General features: G+C 45.4%; 13 protein-coding genes. 8 read left to right on the plus strand and 5 right to left on the minus strand.

The features are described from left to right. Window positions 1-22 precede the first annotated feature (22 nt). From KOD92_RS22745 to KOD92_RS22775, 7 genes are all read left to right on the plus strand, one after another. Window positions 23-1,552 carry a GH3 auxin-responsive promoter family protein gene (locus tag KOD92_RS22745; protein ID WP_215235914.1) on the plus strand — a complete coding sequence of 510 codons (1,530 nt, stop codon included), beginning with the start codon at window positions 23-25 and terminating at the stop codon, window positions 1,550-1,552. A gap of 11 nt (window positions 1,553-1,563) precedes the next feature. Next, window positions 1,564-4,662, plus strand: a complete 3,099-nt coding sequence (locus tag KOD92_RS22750; protein ID WP_215235915.1) for an SbcC/MukB-like Walker B domain-containing protein — start codon at window positions 1,564-1,566, stop codon at window positions 4,660-4,662. A gap of 45 nt (window positions 4,663-4,707) precedes the next feature. Further along, on the plus strand, window positions 4,708-5,907 hold the full coding sequence (locus tag KOD92_RS22755) for a hypothetical protein (protein WP_215235916.1): 1,200 nt from the start codon (window positions 4,708-4,710) through the stop codon (window positions 5,905-5,907). Between the two features lie 226 nt (window positions 5,908-6,133). Then, window positions 6,134-6,520 carry a sugar 3,4-ketoisomerase gene (locus tag KOD92_RS22760; RefSeq protein WP_215235917.1) on the plus strand — a complete coding sequence of 129 codons (387 nt, stop codon included), beginning with the start codon at window positions 6,134-6,136 and terminating at the stop codon, window positions 6,518-6,520. Then, the gene (locus tag KOD92_RS22765) at window positions 6,517-7,608 is read left to right on the plus strand and encodes a DegT/DnrJ/EryC1/StrS family aminotransferase (RefSeq protein WP_215235918.1); all 1,092 of its coding nucleotides are present in this window, start codon (window positions 6,517-6,519) and stop codon (window positions 7,606-7,608) included. Before KOD92_RS22760 ends, KOD92_RS22765 begins: the two co-directional genes overlap by 4 nt. A gap of 2 nt (window positions 7,609-7,610) precedes the next feature. Then, a complete protein-coding gene (locus tag KOD92_RS22770; RefSeq protein ID WP_215235919.1) occupies window positions 7,611-8,531 on the plus strand; it encodes a glycosyltransferase family 2 protein in 921 nt (306 codons plus the stop codon). Next, window positions 8,528-9,295 (plus strand): class I SAM-dependent methyltransferase, encoded by a 768-nt coding sequence (locus KOD92_RS22775; RefSeq protein ID WP_215235920.1) that lies wholly within the window; start codon window positions 8,528-8,530, stop codon window positions 9,293-9,295. The genes KOD92_RS22770 and KOD92_RS22775 overlap by 4 nt, the downstream gene beginning before the upstream one ends. A gap of 9 nt (window positions 9,296-9,304) precedes the next feature. Here the strand turns inward: KOD92_RS22775 and KOD92_RS22780 are convergent, their stop codons facing one another. Next, the gene (locus tag KOD92_RS22780; protein ID WP_215235921.1) at window positions 9,305-10,183 is read right to left on the minus strand and encodes a PIG-L family deacetylase; all 879 of its coding nucleotides are present in this window, start codon (window positions 10,181-10,183) and stop codon (window positions 9,305-9,307) included. A 111-nt stretch (window positions 10,184-10,294) separates the two neighbouring features. Between KOD92_RS22780 and KOD92_RS22785 the strand changes: the two genes are divergently transcribed. Beyond that, a complete protein-coding gene (locus KOD92_RS22785; protein ID WP_215235922.1) occupies window positions 10,295-11,089 on the plus strand; it encodes an SDR family NAD(P)-dependent oxidoreductase in 795 nt (264 codons plus the stop codon). Here the strand turns inward: KOD92_RS22785 and KOD92_RS22790 are convergent. From KOD92_RS22790 to KOD92_RS22805, 4 genes are read right to left on the minus strand one after another with little or no spacing between them, the layout of a single operon-like run. Beyond that, entirely contained in the window at window positions 11,082-12,476 is a 1,395-nt protein-coding gene (locus tag KOD92_RS22790; RefSeq protein WP_215235923.1) for a sodium:solute symporter family protein, read from the minus strand. The two genes, KOD92_RS22785 and KOD92_RS22790, sit on opposite strands and share 8 nt — an antisense overlap. A gap of 21 nt (window positions 12,477-12,497) precedes the next feature. After that, on the minus strand, window positions 12,498-13,460 hold the full coding sequence (locus KOD92_RS22795; protein WP_215235924.1) for a hypothetical protein: 963 nt from the start codon (window positions 13,458-13,460) through the stop codon (window positions 12,498-12,500). Between the two features lie 2 nt (window positions 13,461-13,462). Continuing rightward, entirely contained in the window at window positions 13,463-14,872 is a 1,410-nt protein-coding gene (locus tag KOD92_RS22800) for an MBOAT family O-acyltransferase (RefSeq protein ID WP_215235925.1), read from the minus strand. 7 nt (window positions 14,873-14,879) lie between these two features. Next, window positions 14,880-16,073, minus strand: a complete 1,194-nt coding sequence (locus KOD92_RS22805; protein ID WP_215235926.1) for a cytochrome P450 — start codon at window positions 16,071-16,073, stop codon at window positions 14,880-14,882. Window positions 16,074-16,113 lie beyond the last annotated feature (40 nt).

Below are 16,113 nucleotides of genomic sequence, written 5' to 3' on the forward strand. Positions count from 1 at the left end.
CACTTCAAACTGAGTAAATACAATGAAGCTGGTTAACGATATGACTGTCTGGTTTTTAAAGCGCCGCTTTGAAAGGATAGAGCAGTTTATGAAATATCCCGTGGAGACTCAGCAGCGTATCTTTTCAGAACTGATCGAAACGGCCCGCTACACCGAATTTGGTAGTCGCTATAATTTTGGTCAGATCAGGTCGGTGAAAGAGTTTCAGGACCAGGTTCCGGTTTCTACCTACGAAGACCTTTACCCGTATATTGAGCGTGTTTTGAAAGGCGAGCCGAATGTAATGTGGCCTTCGCCGATCGAATGGTTTTCCAAATCTTCCGGAACTACCAACGCCAGAAGCAAATACCTCCCCGTTTCCCCCGAAGCATTGGAAGAATGTCATTATGAGGGTGGAAAAGATATGATGACGCTATTGATCAATAACCGGCCCGACACGCAAGTTTTTGATGGAAAAGGGTTGTCGATCGGCGGGACTCTACACGCAAATCCATTTGATGATTACACACAGATCGGTGACGTTTCGGCAGTGATTATGCAAAATCTGCCTTCCTGGGCTGAATTTATGCGTACCCCGCCGCTGGAAGTGGCATTGATGGACCATTGGGAAAGTAAGCTTGAAAAAATGGCATCCATTTGCTCGCAGGAAAATGTAACGAGCATTCTCGGTGTTCCTACCTGGACAATCGTGTTACTGGATCAGATACTTGAATTGACAGGTAAGAAAAATATGCTGGAAGTGTGGCCCGATTTCGAGGTATTCGTTCACGGCGCAGTTTCATTTGAGCCGTACCGCGACCTTTTCATGACCAAATATTTCCCGTCGGACCAGGTTTTATATCTTGAAACTTACAGTGCTTCGGAAGGTTTTTTCGCAATCCAGGATGATGTAAACAGAGTAGGTGAAATGCTGCTGATGCTCGATTACGGCATTTTCTATGAATTTATTCCCGTAGAGGAAGTTGGTAAAAAACACCCGAAAGCATTGCTGCTCCACGAAGTCGAAGTAGGCAAGAATTATGCGATGGTCATTTCCACCAATGCAGGATTATGGCGCTATCTGATCGGGGATACTGTGAAATTTACGTCGGTTTATCCGTTTCGGGTAAAAGTAAGCGGACGTACCAAGCACTTTATCAATGCATTCGGAGAAGAAGTGATCGTCGAAAATGCGGATCATGCGATCAAAGTCGCGGCGCAAAAAACCGATTGTCTCGTGGCCAACTACACAGCCGGCCCGGTATATATGGGCGACGGCTCGCGCGGCAGCCATGAATGGATCATCGAATTTACCAAAGCCCCTGAAAATGAGCAGGAATTCAGTCACGCGCTGGACGAGGCATTACGTGAAGTAAACTCGGATTACGACGCCAAAAGATACAAAGATATGGCGCTCCTGCCGCCCGTCATCCACTTCGTACCAGCCGGTACCTTCTATTCGTGGATGGGAAAACGGAAAAAACTGGGCGGGCAAAATAAGGTCCCCAGACTCAGCAACGACCGGGAATACCTGGATGATTTGCTGGGGGATATTCCATCAGCCAACAGCTAATAGCCAATTCAATGATTCCCAAGTACCTGAAAATTAAAGGCCTGTATTCTTACCAGACAGAGCAGGAGATTGATTTTGATCCTTTGACAGACGCGGCTTTGTTTGGGATTTTCGGCGCAGTGGGAAGTGGGAAATCTTCAATTCTGGAAGCGATCACATTTGCATTGTACGGCGATACCGAGCGATTGAATAAGTCGGGAGACGACCGTACTTATAATATGATGAACCTGCGATCGGACGAGTTACTGATTGATTTTGAGTGCATTGCGGGGAAAAATGGGGATAAATATAGGTTTACTGTCAGAGGGAAGAGGAATACCAAAAATTTTAAAGAAGTAAAAACCTTTGAAAGAAGAGGCTATAAATGGGAAGATGATAAGTGGGTACCATTACCTGAAAATGAATCGGCTGAGGATATAATAGGGCTGAGCTATGATAATTTCAGGCGGACGATCATTATTCCGCAGGGACGTTTTCAGGAATTTATAGAGCTCCGCGACGCGGAACGGACGCGGATGATGAAAGAGCTTTTTCAGCTCGAAAAATACGATCTCAGCAGAAATGTAGGCTCACTAAGCAAACAAAATGATCTCGCATTATCGAACGTCGATGGGCAGCTGACTGGCCTGGGCGAGGTAACTCCCGAGATGATCGGTGAAGAGCAGAAAAAGCGGGAAACTGTCAGAGAGGAAATTAAGAAAGTTACTGCTGAGTTATTACTTCAAACCGAGCTGGAAAGCCTTTTTCAGCGCTTAAAAGCTACGGCGGAAAAGATTGGTTTGCTCCAAAAACAAAAAGCAGAACTCGAAGTTAAAGCGCCGGAAATGCAGCACCGGGAGGAAATACTCCGCATTTATGAAATCTGCTCACTCCACTTCAAATCGCTTTTTGACCAGAAAAGAAAGTTAGTAACCGACACAGAACGCGACGAAAAGCAATTTTTGAATAATCAGCTGAGAAGTAAAGAACTGGCTGTTCTGGTCGAAAAACAAAAAGGTACATTCAACGAGCTGAAACCACATTACGAGAAAAAAGAAGAGCTGCTTGATACAGCCGAAGAACTCGAAAAAGTAATTCGTATTCTCGAAAATTCCGCAGCAGCTGAGAAAAGAAAAGAAGCTTTGCTACGTGGGGAAGATCAGCTTAAAAGTAAGGAGCGCACGATCGAATTGTTGAAGGTGAAAAAGGCCGAAAGTGAGGCTGAAAATGAGACCAGGAAAGCGCAGCTTGCAGATATTCAGGAGCTTAGTCTGATACAATCCTGGTATTCCACTTCGGGGAATTTGCTTGAAAACAGAACTGCTGTTAAGAAAGAAGCGGACGATCTGAAAGGGGATATTGAATCGCGACAGGGGAAACTGCAATTACAATTAGAGGAGTTTTGGGCCGAATTTGCATTGGGGGCACCTGTGGAAATCAATCTGGCGCAGTTCCAGGTTTATGTTCAGGAGGTTTTGAATAAAAATGATATTGCCAGGAAAAATCTGACAGGTAAGTTGCTGAAATTCAATACACAGCTTGCATTGCAACAGTACGCGGGCGCACTTGAAGACGGTGAACCTTGCCCGCTTTGCGGCTCTGCGCATCATCCCTCGGTTTTACATGCGGATCAATCGCTCTCGCCGGAGATCAATGCGGTCGAGAAAAACATTGCGCAGCTGGACGCAAACGATAAATTAGTTCGAACGTTACAGTCGCCGATCGAGCGGTTATTTGACGAAATCAATCATCTTGAAAAACAAAAAGCGGCTATTAAAGAGCGCTGGACTGCGGCAAAAGCGAAAATAGAAGCGCACGAAAAGCTGTTTGTCTGGGCCAGATTCGACCGGAATGACAGAGAAGGTTTTGACAAATATTTTGAAACGGTAACCCAGAGTCAGCAAACAATTCGCGAAGCTGAATTGGCCATTAAAAAGCTGGCAATGCAACTTGAAACGGAAATTCAGGAAAAAACTGAAAAGATAGAAAAGCCGCTCCAAGTTCTGAAAGACGAGATAATCCGGCTTGAAAACACAATTTTAACATTAACCGAGCAGCTTGAACGGATTGACCTGGCAGATTACAAAAATGAGGCGGAGGCAAAGATCTTTGAGAAAATCAATGCATTGAAGTCCAGCTACAAAGAGATCGTCTCGCTTTTTGAACAAACTGAAAAACAACTCGATACACTTGAAACTGAAAAAAATTTACTTCTGGGAAGTCAGGCGACTTTGCAGACTGCATTGGATAGTTATCGAACGGACCTGAAAGAAACCCAGAATAGCATTGACTTACAGCTCGCGAAATACGAATTTGATTCAGAATCGCAGGTTGAAACGATACTGAAAAACCAGATCCAGATTGATGCAGAGCGGAAAGCGATTGAAACCTTCAAGTTCGCATTAGAATCAACCAGCCGGGATTTGCATAACCTTTTACAGGAAAATCCGGAGCAGCGATATGATCCGGTGCAACACGAATCAGTTATTTTGACCAAAAAGAACTTAAGTGCGAGACTGAACGAGCAGCAAAAAGAAGAAGGCGGATTGGACAGGCTTGTCAAAAAAATGGAGGAAGATCTGGCCAAAAAGAATGTTCTGGAAAAGGAAAAAGCGCGTTTGAAGCTAAGAAAGGAGCATTTGGATGATCTAGCCAAGTTGTTCCGTTCGAGCGGATTTGTCGATTATGCATCCAGCATTTATCTTAATAATCTGATTCAGGCTGCGAATCACCGTTTTCATCAAATGACGCACCAGCAGCTGCATTTGGAACTGGGAGAAGGTAACAGTTTCTGGATCAGGGATTTGTTGAATGGCGGACATATGCGGTTGCTGAAAACACTATCCGGCGGACAGAAATTTCAGGCGGCACTTTCACTCGCCCTCGCGCTCGCTGATCATATTCACATCCGCAACGAATCAAAACACAATTTCTTTTTCCTTGACGAAGGTTTCGGTTCTCTGGATAAAAATGCACTGCAAACCGTGTTTGATACATTAAAGTCGCTGCGAAAAGAAAATCGTATTGTCGGGATTATCAGCCACGTAGAGGATTTACAACAGGAAATACAGACTTATCTCAAGATAACGGAAAGTGAAGAGGGAAGCCGGATCGAAGCCAGTTGGAAGTGAAATTTCAATAGACGTATCTTTGATGCTGTATGCACTTTACCCCCAATGATCTTAGAAAATTTCTACCGGTCCTTTTTTACCTGGATTGAGCTTAAGTTGGCTGCGGACAATTGGTTATGGAAAGCCACATTGGTTTCTGTCGCCATTGCGCTGTTCCTCGCATTTCCCCCCTACACGCTATTAATCGACCATTTCCGCCCTGGCGGCGTGAAGCTCGATGCCTGGGTTTTTATCCATAACCAGGCGCAGGACCTCTTTCACCCGAAAGACATGGATTATGATGTGCGGCGGGAGAATATGATTTTTCGCTGGACACTGCCGCTGTTCTCATTCCTGACAAATGGCAATATTCTCATCATATTGTTTGCTCAGGCAGCGCTGGGGGTACTGTTTTTAAAACAAATCGGTAATTACGTTTATGCACTTTGCCAGGATAAAGCAGTGGCCGCGCTGGTCATATTGTCTGTTGCAAATACATTCGTGAGTGTCTGGACTTTCGCTGATATTCACGGTTACGGCGACGGATTCGCCTATTTTTTCCTACTTGCTGCATTGTTGAGCAGAAATCCGTTAATCATTTTTTTCTCCCTTCAGGCTGCCTTTTTTACCGACGAGCGGGCTGTGATCGCGGGCGGGTATCTGCTGCTTTGGTGGATGGTTGCAAAAGCTTACGAAAAAGACGATTTCAGCTTTTTGGGGATTTTCAGGCGGTTTTTTACAAAAGAAAATCTGGTAGTGTGGCTGGCTTGGATCGTATACTTTGGAATTCGTTTTTATGTGCAGGATAAATATTTTCCAAACCACAGCTATTCCACAATAGGTACCCCGGTACTATTTGCAGATGCGCACCGAAATGGGCTTGGAAGTAGTATCTGGGCCACTTTTGAGGGAACCTGGCTGATTATACTCGCTGCTTTTCTGATCCTTTGGCTTACAAAAAAATACTGGCTCGTACTGGCGCTCTTCATCGGGTTTATTGTATTGACCGCAACTGGAATCTACGTGCACGATCTGGACCGGGCGCTGGCTTATGGATTTCCCTTTATTTTGCTTTCTCTTCATATACTTATTCAAACTACATCGGTCGCAACGATCCGGCTGATCCTCTTTTTCACGGCGGTAATCTGCGTCACGCACCTGGAAGTATTTTATATGGGTTACAATAGAATACTTTGGCTGGAACCTTTACCGGTCAAGATATTCATGTACATAGATCATTTCGCGGGCTGGAATTTTTTTGGGTAGCAATAGATCTGACTGCTTCTGTTGTAAAATGTCCTTTACGGAGATCGCTTAAATTATCGTTTTATAAAGTTTATTTTTTAATATACTGATAATAAAAAAGTTAGCGAAGGCCCTTTGTTAAACGCTTTTTTTATCTCATTTTTTTATTTGTATTTTCAGAAGAAATATGAGTTCCGGGTAATTGTTGTGTGGGTGTTTTTTAGCAAGTCCAAACAGAAGGTTTTATATGCCATTATTAATTACTTTGAATACATTCAATACCGACTCGGGCAACCTGACGGTTTTTGAAAAGATTATTCCGGGGACTATCAAGCGTGTTTTCTATATATATGGTACCGGGGATGCGCCCAGAGGTGGACACAGGCACCATAAAACGTGGAATGCATTGATCTGTCTTCACGGAAGCTGCCGCGTTTATTCCAATGATGGTGAAACAGAAGAGTATTTCACACTCGATAACCCAGCTACCTGCCTCATCCTGGAACCGAAAGACTGGCACACAATGGACACATTCTCTTCCGATGCGATGCTGCTGGTTCTGTCAAATGAGTACTACGATAAAGCCGATTACATCGACGAACCTTACGCATTGAAGCCGCTGCTTGTTCAATGATCCCTTTTCTGGATTTAAACCGCGTTAATGCGCCCTATCTCGATGCGATTGAAGCTGCGTCCCTGCGGGTAATCCGTTCGGGCTGGTATATTCTGGGCAGGGAACTGGAAGCTTTTGAAAACAATTTTGCTGCCTATTGCGGGGCCGATCACTGTGTGGGCGTGGCTAACGGGCTCGATGCGATTACATTGATCCTGAAAGCAATGGAATTCCAGCCCGGCGACGAGGTGATCGTTCCGGCCAATACTTATATTGCTTCGGTGCTTCCTTTGAGCTACCTCAATTTGAAACCTGTATTCGTCGAGCCCGACTGGGCCACGATGCTGCTGGATCCGAAGCTGGTGGAAGCACATATAACGCCCGCGACCAAAGCGATCGTGACTGTGGATCTGTACGGAAGAAGTTGTGAAATGGATCCGATCATCGCACTCGCTGAGAAATATAAGCTCAAAATAATTACCGACGCAGCTCAGGCGCATGGTACTACTTACCACGGAAAAAAAGTCGGTTCCATCTCCCACGCGACGGCTTTTAGCTTTTATCCTACCAAAAATCTGGGCGCTTTGGGCGACGCCGGGGCAGTTACCACATCCGATAGTGAACTGGCAACGAAAATAAGATATCTGCGCAATTACGGTTCGCAGCAACGATATAAGAATGAGTATCAGGGAGTTAATAGCCGGCTAGATGAAATTCAGGCGGCTATTCTGAATGTTAAATTGCCTTTTCTGGACAAAGAGAATAATCGGAGGCGGGAAATCGCTGACAGATACCTGCGGGAGATTAAGTTAACAGAATTGATATTACCGCCAGCAGACCGCGTAAACGAGGATTCGTGGCACCTATTTGTAGTCCGACACCCACGCCGGGCCGCTTTGATCGAATACTTGGATGGCAAAAGTATACAGACGAACGTTCACTATCCTTTGCCGATTCACAAACAGCGGGCGTACCAGTCCATCAATCATCTTAGTCTGCCGCTTACAGAGCGTATTCACGAGCAGGTGATCAGCCTGCCGCTCAACCCGGTGCTCAGCGAAGAAGAGATTACCTATATCATGGACACCATTAATCAATTTGACCTTTAAGCATGAAGTTGTCAGTCATTATTCCGGTTTACAACAGCGAGAAGACGATTCGTTTCTTGGTTGAAAAATTACAGGCAACTTTATCCGAAATCACTTTTGAGATCATTCTTGTCAATGATTGCAGCCGCGACAGGTCCGAAGCCGTGTGCATGCAGCTATCCAAAACGTACTATAATGTGCGTTTTATCTCGCTGCGCCGCAATTACGGTGAATTTAATGCAGTTATGTGCGGGTTAAACTGGGCCTTCGGTGATTACTGCGTGATGATCGACGATGATTTCCAAAACCCGCCTGAGGAAATCCTAAAACTGGTTGAAGTGGCTGAAAATGGCAGTTTCGATGTGGTTTATACCTATTATTCCAAAAAACAGCATTCGATAGGGCGCAACCTCGGAAGCAGGCTGGTAAACTGGCTGACCAGCTATTTGTTGAATAAACCCAAAGATCTGTATCTGTCGAGCTTCAAGCTAATCCGCAAGGAAGTGGTGCAGGAAATTATCAAATACCAGGGGCCTTATCCCTACATCGACGGGCTGATTTTCAGGATTACGAAGAATATCGGTACCGTGCAGGTTGCGCATTTGAAGCGCGAAGAAGGTATTTCTAACTATACCTGGCAAAAACTAGTCTCACTTTTTCTCAATATCCTTTTTTGCTATTCGTCGCTCCCGATCCGGCTTTTTATGCCTATTGGATTCGGTTTGTTTACACTCGGCTTTTTCCTGCTTCTATTCCTGACTGTTCAGTGGCTCATCGGACCCGATCCAAAAGGCTGGCAGGTGGTAACAGCTACGATCATTTTTATTGGCGGCATACAATGCACGTTATTGAGTGTGTTGGGAGAATATATCGGTAAAAGTTTTATGGCGCAAAGTGGTCAGCCGCAATATGTTATCAAATACAATAGCGAAGAGCCGGTATGATTGATAACAGGTTGGAATACCAGCGCATGTTTGAGGTGGAGCAGCAGCTTTGGTGGTACCAGGTTCTGCACGAGCGGGTTTTGAAGCAGATTAATCAGCATTTTAAATCTCAGAAAAAGGATCCGGCTATTCTGGATGCAGCTTGCGGGACGGGCGGGTTGCTTTCTTATTTGCGGAAAAATGGATTCCAGAATCTGAGCGGTTTCGACTACTCGCAACATGCGATTGATTTTGCAAATGAACGTGATCTGAATGTGACATTCGGCGATTTGAAAAACATGGAATCCTATTCCCCGAGCCAAATGTTCGATGTGATCTGCTGCAACGATGCATTGTACTTTTTGAACGATCACGAGATTATTAATGCGCTGCAAAACTTCAAAAATCGTTTGAATCCAAACGGGCTTATTATCATCAATATCCACGCATTTGAAGCATTTTCCGGCATTCACGACCTGGCAGTGGGAAGTCAGCGGAGATTTACAATGCAGGATTTTAATAGATATAGCAACACAGCAGGTCTTAAAATAACATATAATACCTACTGGCCTTTTTTACTGTCGCTGCCTATTTTGGCTGTGCGGCAGTGGCAAAACTACCAGATCCGCCGCAATGCGATTGATGTGAGCCAGGTAGATTCCGACGTGAAATATCCGGGTGACCTGATCAATTCTGTGCTCCGCGCTGTAACCAAAACGGAAGCTGTATTGCTGAAAAAAGCACCTTTCGGCAGCTCCTTGTTTATGGTATTGCAGCCTAAATAACGCCGGAACTTACTTTTTCGAGAATCCGGAATTATTGATCTGCTCGAAAAAGTCTTTCGTTTTGCTCAGTCCGGCTTCCCCATTGATCGCGAAGTACCAGAATGTTTCCAGGTCGCCGCGATGCATAGCCTGGTTCATATCACCACTTTGCGACTTGTGTGCAGCCTTGACCCAATCGGCCACGATCATGTAACTGTGCTTTTTATCTTCCCCAAAACTAAATGAACGGTCAAATTCGAAAACGGGCGCTGACGCGAGGATATCGGTTTCGGGATAGCCGCTGAGGCCTGAAAACTGGAAGGCAGATCCTTTGTTCTGGGATTGGCCACCGAGCACGATCGGTTTTTTGGCGCCTTTGAAACGCTGTACTGCCCGAATTGCGCTGATCGAAGCCGTTTTATGATGCGCGTGCTGGCCTTCGTGCGGGATCAGACAGAATATAAAATCGTAATTTCCATTGCGCAGGATCTGGTCCAGGCGGTTCTCAATGTATTTAATATCCCAATTTTTACCTGCGAGATAAGGTTTTTCATCGCGGTTATAGTAATCGTCCAGCTGGTCGAAAAAGAAGAAGTTACCAATGCCCATAATCTCGCCGGAAGCCATTATTTCTTTTTTGCGGATCAAAGGCAAATGCTTCCTGCCGGTAGCAGAATCGATCAGATTGAGCCCATAAAAGCTCGACGCGACAAGTCCGTTATAGCCTCCCGATGCATCTGTGATCAATGCAAGATCGGCCGAGCCTTTCAGTTCGCGGGTAACTTTGAAAATAGTAACGGGAAACATCGTTTCATCGTCAGGATGCGCGGTTACGATCAGCACACGTGGGCTCTGAGCCGCACAAAGCCCGGGCACAAACAGAAAAAAGCATAGGAAAAGATTTCTCATAGATGGATGTTTTCGGGACTTGACTTGTTATCGAATCGGCTGCGGACATTGCTTATATGCTCATTCGCAGGGATTTTAGTAAACATTTTATTTGAATAATAATAAAAAATTATGGATTTGCAACTAAAAGGAAAGACCGCATTTGTCAGTGGATCAACGCAGGGAATTGGTTTGGCTATTGCTCAGAATCTTGCCAAAGAAGGCGCTTCGGTGATCATCAACGGGAGGTCGCAGGACAAGGTGGATGAAGTGGTGAAAAAATTGCAGCAGGGTGTTCCCGGTGCCGAAGTTTCAGGTATTGCAGCGGATTTTTCCAAAGTAGATGAAATAAACGCATTGATCGAGAAGCTGCCGGATGTTGATATTCTGATCAATAACGCAGGGATTTTTGAACCGAAACCATTTGTGGAAATCACAGATGAAGATTGGTTTAAATTTTTTGAAGTAAATGTCATGAGCGGCGTGCGTTTGTCGCGTTACTTTTTGCCAAAAATGATCGCACAGAACTGGGGTCGGATTATTTTTATTTCCAGTGAATCTGCGGTGAATATCCCGGAAGAAATGATCCACTACGGAACCACAAAAACGGCTCAGCTCGGCGTAAGTCGCGGTTTGGCGGAGTTGACAAAAGGTACAGATGTAACTGTCAACACGGTAATGCCCGGCCCGACGAAATCGGAAGGTGTCGCTGAGTTTGTGAAGCAACTGGCTGCGGGCAACAATTTGACTGCGGAAGAAGCTGAGAAAGATTTTTTCAAAACGGCGCGCCCGACTTCGCTGCTTCAACGGTTTTCGTCCGTGGAAGAGGTCGCTAATCTGGTGACTTACGTGGCGAGCCCACTATCCTCGGCTACCAACGGTTCTGCATTGAAAGTAGACGGCGGCGTTGCCAAATTCATTATTTAACAGAATTTTCTGCCAGGTCTGGGTATAGTCTCGCAAAGATTATACCCAGCACCATTCCCGCCATACTTGCCAGTAATCCGTATATCAGCGGAGGATATTCAGTATCAAAATAGCTGCAAACCAGCCAGGCAATAAGCCCGGCGATCATGGACAGAATGCAGCCAAGCTCATTCGTTTTCTTCCAATATACGCCCGCAGCAAGCGGGATAAAGAGCGAAACTAGACTGAAAGCGGAAGATTCGGCTACCAGCTCGAAGATACTTTCACGGGTGAGCGCCATGGTAATGCAAATAGCGGTAATCACCACGATACCTATGCGGATAATGCGCAGCAGCTCCTTGTCCGTTAGTTTTGGGTTAAAGAATTTGAAAATATTCTCACCAAGTACCACAGCCGGGGCCATGATCGCGCTGCTTGTGGTGCTCAGAATAGCGGAAACAAGCGCCCCGAAAAAGAGGATCTGCAATGGAAGTCCCATGTGCCGCAGGATCATATTCGGAATGATCATTTGTCCGTCTTCTGTTGTATTGGGATAAAGATATTGCCCGCAAAGTCCGATAAACAGCGGTAGTAGCGCAACTGTGAGGTACATAAAGGAAGACAGAAGTGAAGCTTGCACCGAGACTTTCGCCGATTTGGCCGACATAATCCTTTGAAAAACATCCTGTTGCGGAATAGAGCCCAGCCCGATCGTAATCCAGGCGGCGAAGTATTCCACGGAGCCTTTGAATGTGAAGTCGGGATAGAAACGAAAGAAACCCGGAGGAGCCTTATCGATCAGCGGCTGGAAACCGCCCACATCCTGATACAAACTCACTGCTACAATCATTAGCCCGATGATGATCATCAGCGTTTGGATAAAATCGGTGATCGAGACGGACCACATACCGCCCCAGATCGTATAAAGGATGACAACAACGGAACTGCCGATAATGCAACTCGCCAGCGACCAGCCCAATACGACTTTCAATACAATACCCATAGCGAGCAATTGCGCGGCGATCCAGCTGAAATAGGAAGGGATAATCAACAACGCAGAAAGCAGCTCTGCTTTACGCCCGTACCTGATCCTGAAAAAATCACAGAACGTGATGATGTTCATTTTATAGAACTTTCTCGCAAAGAACAAACCTACCAGCAACAGGCAAAGCGCCGCACCGAAAGGGTCTTCTATAACACCCAAAAGCCCTTTTTCAACGAATTCAGTAGGGGCGCCCAGAATGGTTTCGGAGCCAAACCACGTTGCGAAGCTGGCAGAAGCGGCGAGAACGAGCGGCAGTTTCCTGCCGGCCAATACAAAGTCTTCGGTGGAGGAAATGCGGGTGGAAGCCCAGAGTCCGATTCCCAGATTTACAAGTAAATAGGCCAGAATGGCAACAACAAGCATGATGGTCGGCTTTATGGATTATCAAGGTCGCTTTGATGATTCTTCCTGCAAGAACCGGGTATAAATGGCCGCTCCTTTCTGGTTCAAATGGTGCCGGTCAAACATATTCTCCGGCTCAAAAAATTCGGTAAGCAGCAGTTGTGCAGGTAACCGGATCAGGTTTTCTTCCGGCAGAAATGGCGCTACCTGCGATAAGATCTGATACTCACCTTGACTGATATTATTACCAATAAAGAAAATGACTTTTACGCCCCGCTGCTGCGCATGTGTTATCAACTTCCGGATTTTCGAGACGAAATAAGTGTTCGGCGATCCAGTGGGGCGTTTTCTAAATAAATTTGAGGTTGCAATTTTATGGCTCTGTGTGCGGTCCAGTGTTTCTGAAAGTGCTAGTGAAACAGACTGATGACCATTATCACGCAGCTCAGGATCGCCTTGAATAGGATGAGGATTGTGAACAAAAATCTTTTTTGCCACTGTAATCTGGGGTGCGATCGACAGCATTTGTAATAGGGTCGCATTAAGCCCCTTGAAAAAAGCATTTATCTTATCACTCAGGTCAATTTCGGAACAATCGGCGATCACATGCATCCTGAAAATGGCGTCAGGAATAACATCCTGCGGCTCCAATGCATGTATACCGTAATCCAATGCGCTCAGTTCAATGTAAATGGTCCGGACTGCCGCACTTTTTGAAACAATGTCCTCAGCAATTTGAATGGAAGTTTGAGGCGAAAGACTGAATATGCCAAAGTTGTAGCTGCGTGTTTTTTGCTGGTTTAATGAATCGAATATGGCGGGATCAATGCCGAACAGGGTGCGGCTGGTACCTATGAACACAACATTGGGTTTGTAGGCTCGGCAAAGTTCGTGCCTTGCATTTACGTCACGCCTCGGATCGGTATAAAACTGTTCAACAAGGAGTACAGCCGCCATTTTAAAGGCAAGAAGCAGTACAAGCCATGCGGAAAGTTTACCGACCATTTTTAAAATTGTATATAATAAAAATTACCTACGTTGGGGTTGCCAAATAGCAGCACAAGTTGCACCAGCAACAATAAAGCTAGCCTTCGATGCACCGGTGTCTTTTTTTGCAAATAAGTAGCAATATCTTCCTTTTCACCCATTTGGTAATTAAAAAGGTCCATAACGAGGAACAATGCAATTGTTAAAAGCAAACTTGACTTGCTCAACGAGGTAGCGCCCGACGAAATGCCGAACATACTGCTGTAAAGTTTCAGCCCGTTGCTCAGTTCCGCGGCGCGAAACCAGCCCATGATCAGCGTGCCTGTGAGCAGCCGTACCACCACGCGGCTCACATAATGTACCTGGGAGCCGATCGGCAAACCAAATCTGGGATAAAATTTTTGCCAGAAATGCTTCGTCCGCATTTCAAAGTTAATGTAAGCCCATTGCAGCGCGCCCCAAATTACAAACGACCAGCTAGGCCCGTGCCACAAACCGGTAATGACAAACGTGACAAGCCGGTTGATTTCGAGCCGCTTTTTGTTGGTAACGCCTTTACTGATGTTGAAAAAAACGTAGTCGCGGAACCAGGAAGTAACGGTAATGTTCCAGGAATTCCATGATTCGGTGCGCGACGGACTAAAATAATAGCGGTTTGAAAAGTTTCGGCTGAGTCTGATCCCTAGTAACCTGGCTGAGCCCATTGCGATGTCGCAGTAACCTGAAAAATCGCAATAAAGTTGAACGGAAAAAAGCAGGATCGCCAATGTTACGGAGAGGCCGTTATAGTTGACAGGATCGTCAAATACGGGGTTACTAGTGCCGGAGAGTCTCGACGCAAGTACTAATTTTTTAAATAAACCCCAGATAATGAAATAAATGCCAGCTTTGATATCGTCTGCGCGATACGAAACAGGATTTCGAAGTTGTGGCAGCAATTGCCGCGCACGTTCCAACGGGCCTGCCAGCATAGTTGGAAAAAAACCCAGGTACAACGCCAGGTAACCCCAGTGCTGCTCGGGTTTGATGTACTTTCTATTAATATCAGTGAGATAGCCGATGATCAGGAAAGTATAATAAGAAATACCAATGGGCGCGAGCCAATTAAGGGCAACTGCGGAGTAAGAATTACTAACGGGAATAAGGTATTTGAAAAAAAGCAGGGGCGAGAGGCAAACAATTACCGAAAAGGTTAGAACGGTTTTCCGGCGCTGTTTTGAATGCAGCGGATTTCCCAGGTATTTTCCTGCAAAGTAGCCTATCGTAACAAGAACAATCCAAACAAGCACATACCAGCCACTCCAGCTAATATTGAAAAGGATACTAAGCGCAAGCAGCAGTATCCATTTGCGGGTATTGGGCGTCCAGTAATAGGCTGGGACAACCAGCAGCAGAAAGAGGAAGTAAGTAAAGTCGGTAAATTTTAGCATTATGCCCCTATCTTAATAACACCGGCAGGCTTCTATACCCGCGGAAAAATACTTTGGTGTCCCATTCACAGAGCTTTGCAGGGTTTAAGCGGATACTTGGAAAGGCTGACATAAACGCCGGTAGGAATTTCTGCATTTCAAATCGGGAAAGTCGGGCACCGACACAATGGTGTATACCGAAACCAAAGCCAATATGAGGATTTGGTTTCCGGGTAGGCATAAATGTATCAGGGTCTTGAAAAACGGCCGGGTCACGATTGGCTGAGGCAATTCCGACGAGCACTGTTTTACCTTTATTCAGTGACAGGCCTTCAAACTCCATTGCCTGATGAATCTGCCTGGGAATCCAGTTGACGGGACTGACAAAACGGATCAGTTCTTCTACCGCTATCGCACATTCCATATGCGAATTCCAGTTGATTTCCTTGTCTTTATTATCGATTAATGTGGCAATGCTTCTGGTGAGCAAGAGGGTAGTAGTTTCGGTAGCCGCATTCACCAGGAATTCCCATGTACTGATCAGCTCGTGGATACGGGAAGTGCCCATTATCTCGTTCATTTCCAGGAGAAGGCTGCGGGTCAGGTCTTTTTCGTGGCGACTAAGTGTTTGGGAGAGATAGCTGGTGAACTGTCTAGACATATTCGCACATTCCAGCAGGTCTTTCACTGAAAGCGTTTTTTCAAATATCAGTGTGATCACATAAGAGAATTTCTGGATAAAATCGTAATCAGAGCTTTCCAGATTTATGATCTTGCTGATAATTAAAAAACTGAATTTTCTTGCAATTTCAACCAGATCAGCTTCTTGCCTGTCACCATAGATATTCAAGACTTCTTGTATTGCGTTGCGTGTTATTTTTTCATAATCCGCTTCGTAAAACTTTTTGTTTACAAACCGACGATGCTCAGCATGCCGGTCACCGTTCATAAACAAAAGCCAGTACCGGAGGCTTTCGCCGAATTCGAGGAGGGCAGGATCGTTGTTCGCGATGGCCGATACGATCCGGAAACGCTCGGTAAAGTCGAAATTCCTGAAGTTCTCAGAATCTGAGAAAACCCGCTTGACATTCTTGTAATCCATGACGACCAGATCTCCAAACATATTAAGATGAACCGGGTTGGATTGTCGCATACTTCCGATCAGCTCTGAGTAGTTTTGGCTGATCTCATTTTGTGACGACCAAATAGTCGTTGCGGACATAAATTCCTTATTTATGAACTATTGAGTAAGTATTTAAAAA

This window comes from Dyadobacter linearis, assembly GCF_907165045.1.
GTDB lineage: Bacteria > Bacteroidota > Bacteroidia > Cytophagales > Spirosomataceae > Dyadobacter > Dyadobacter linearis.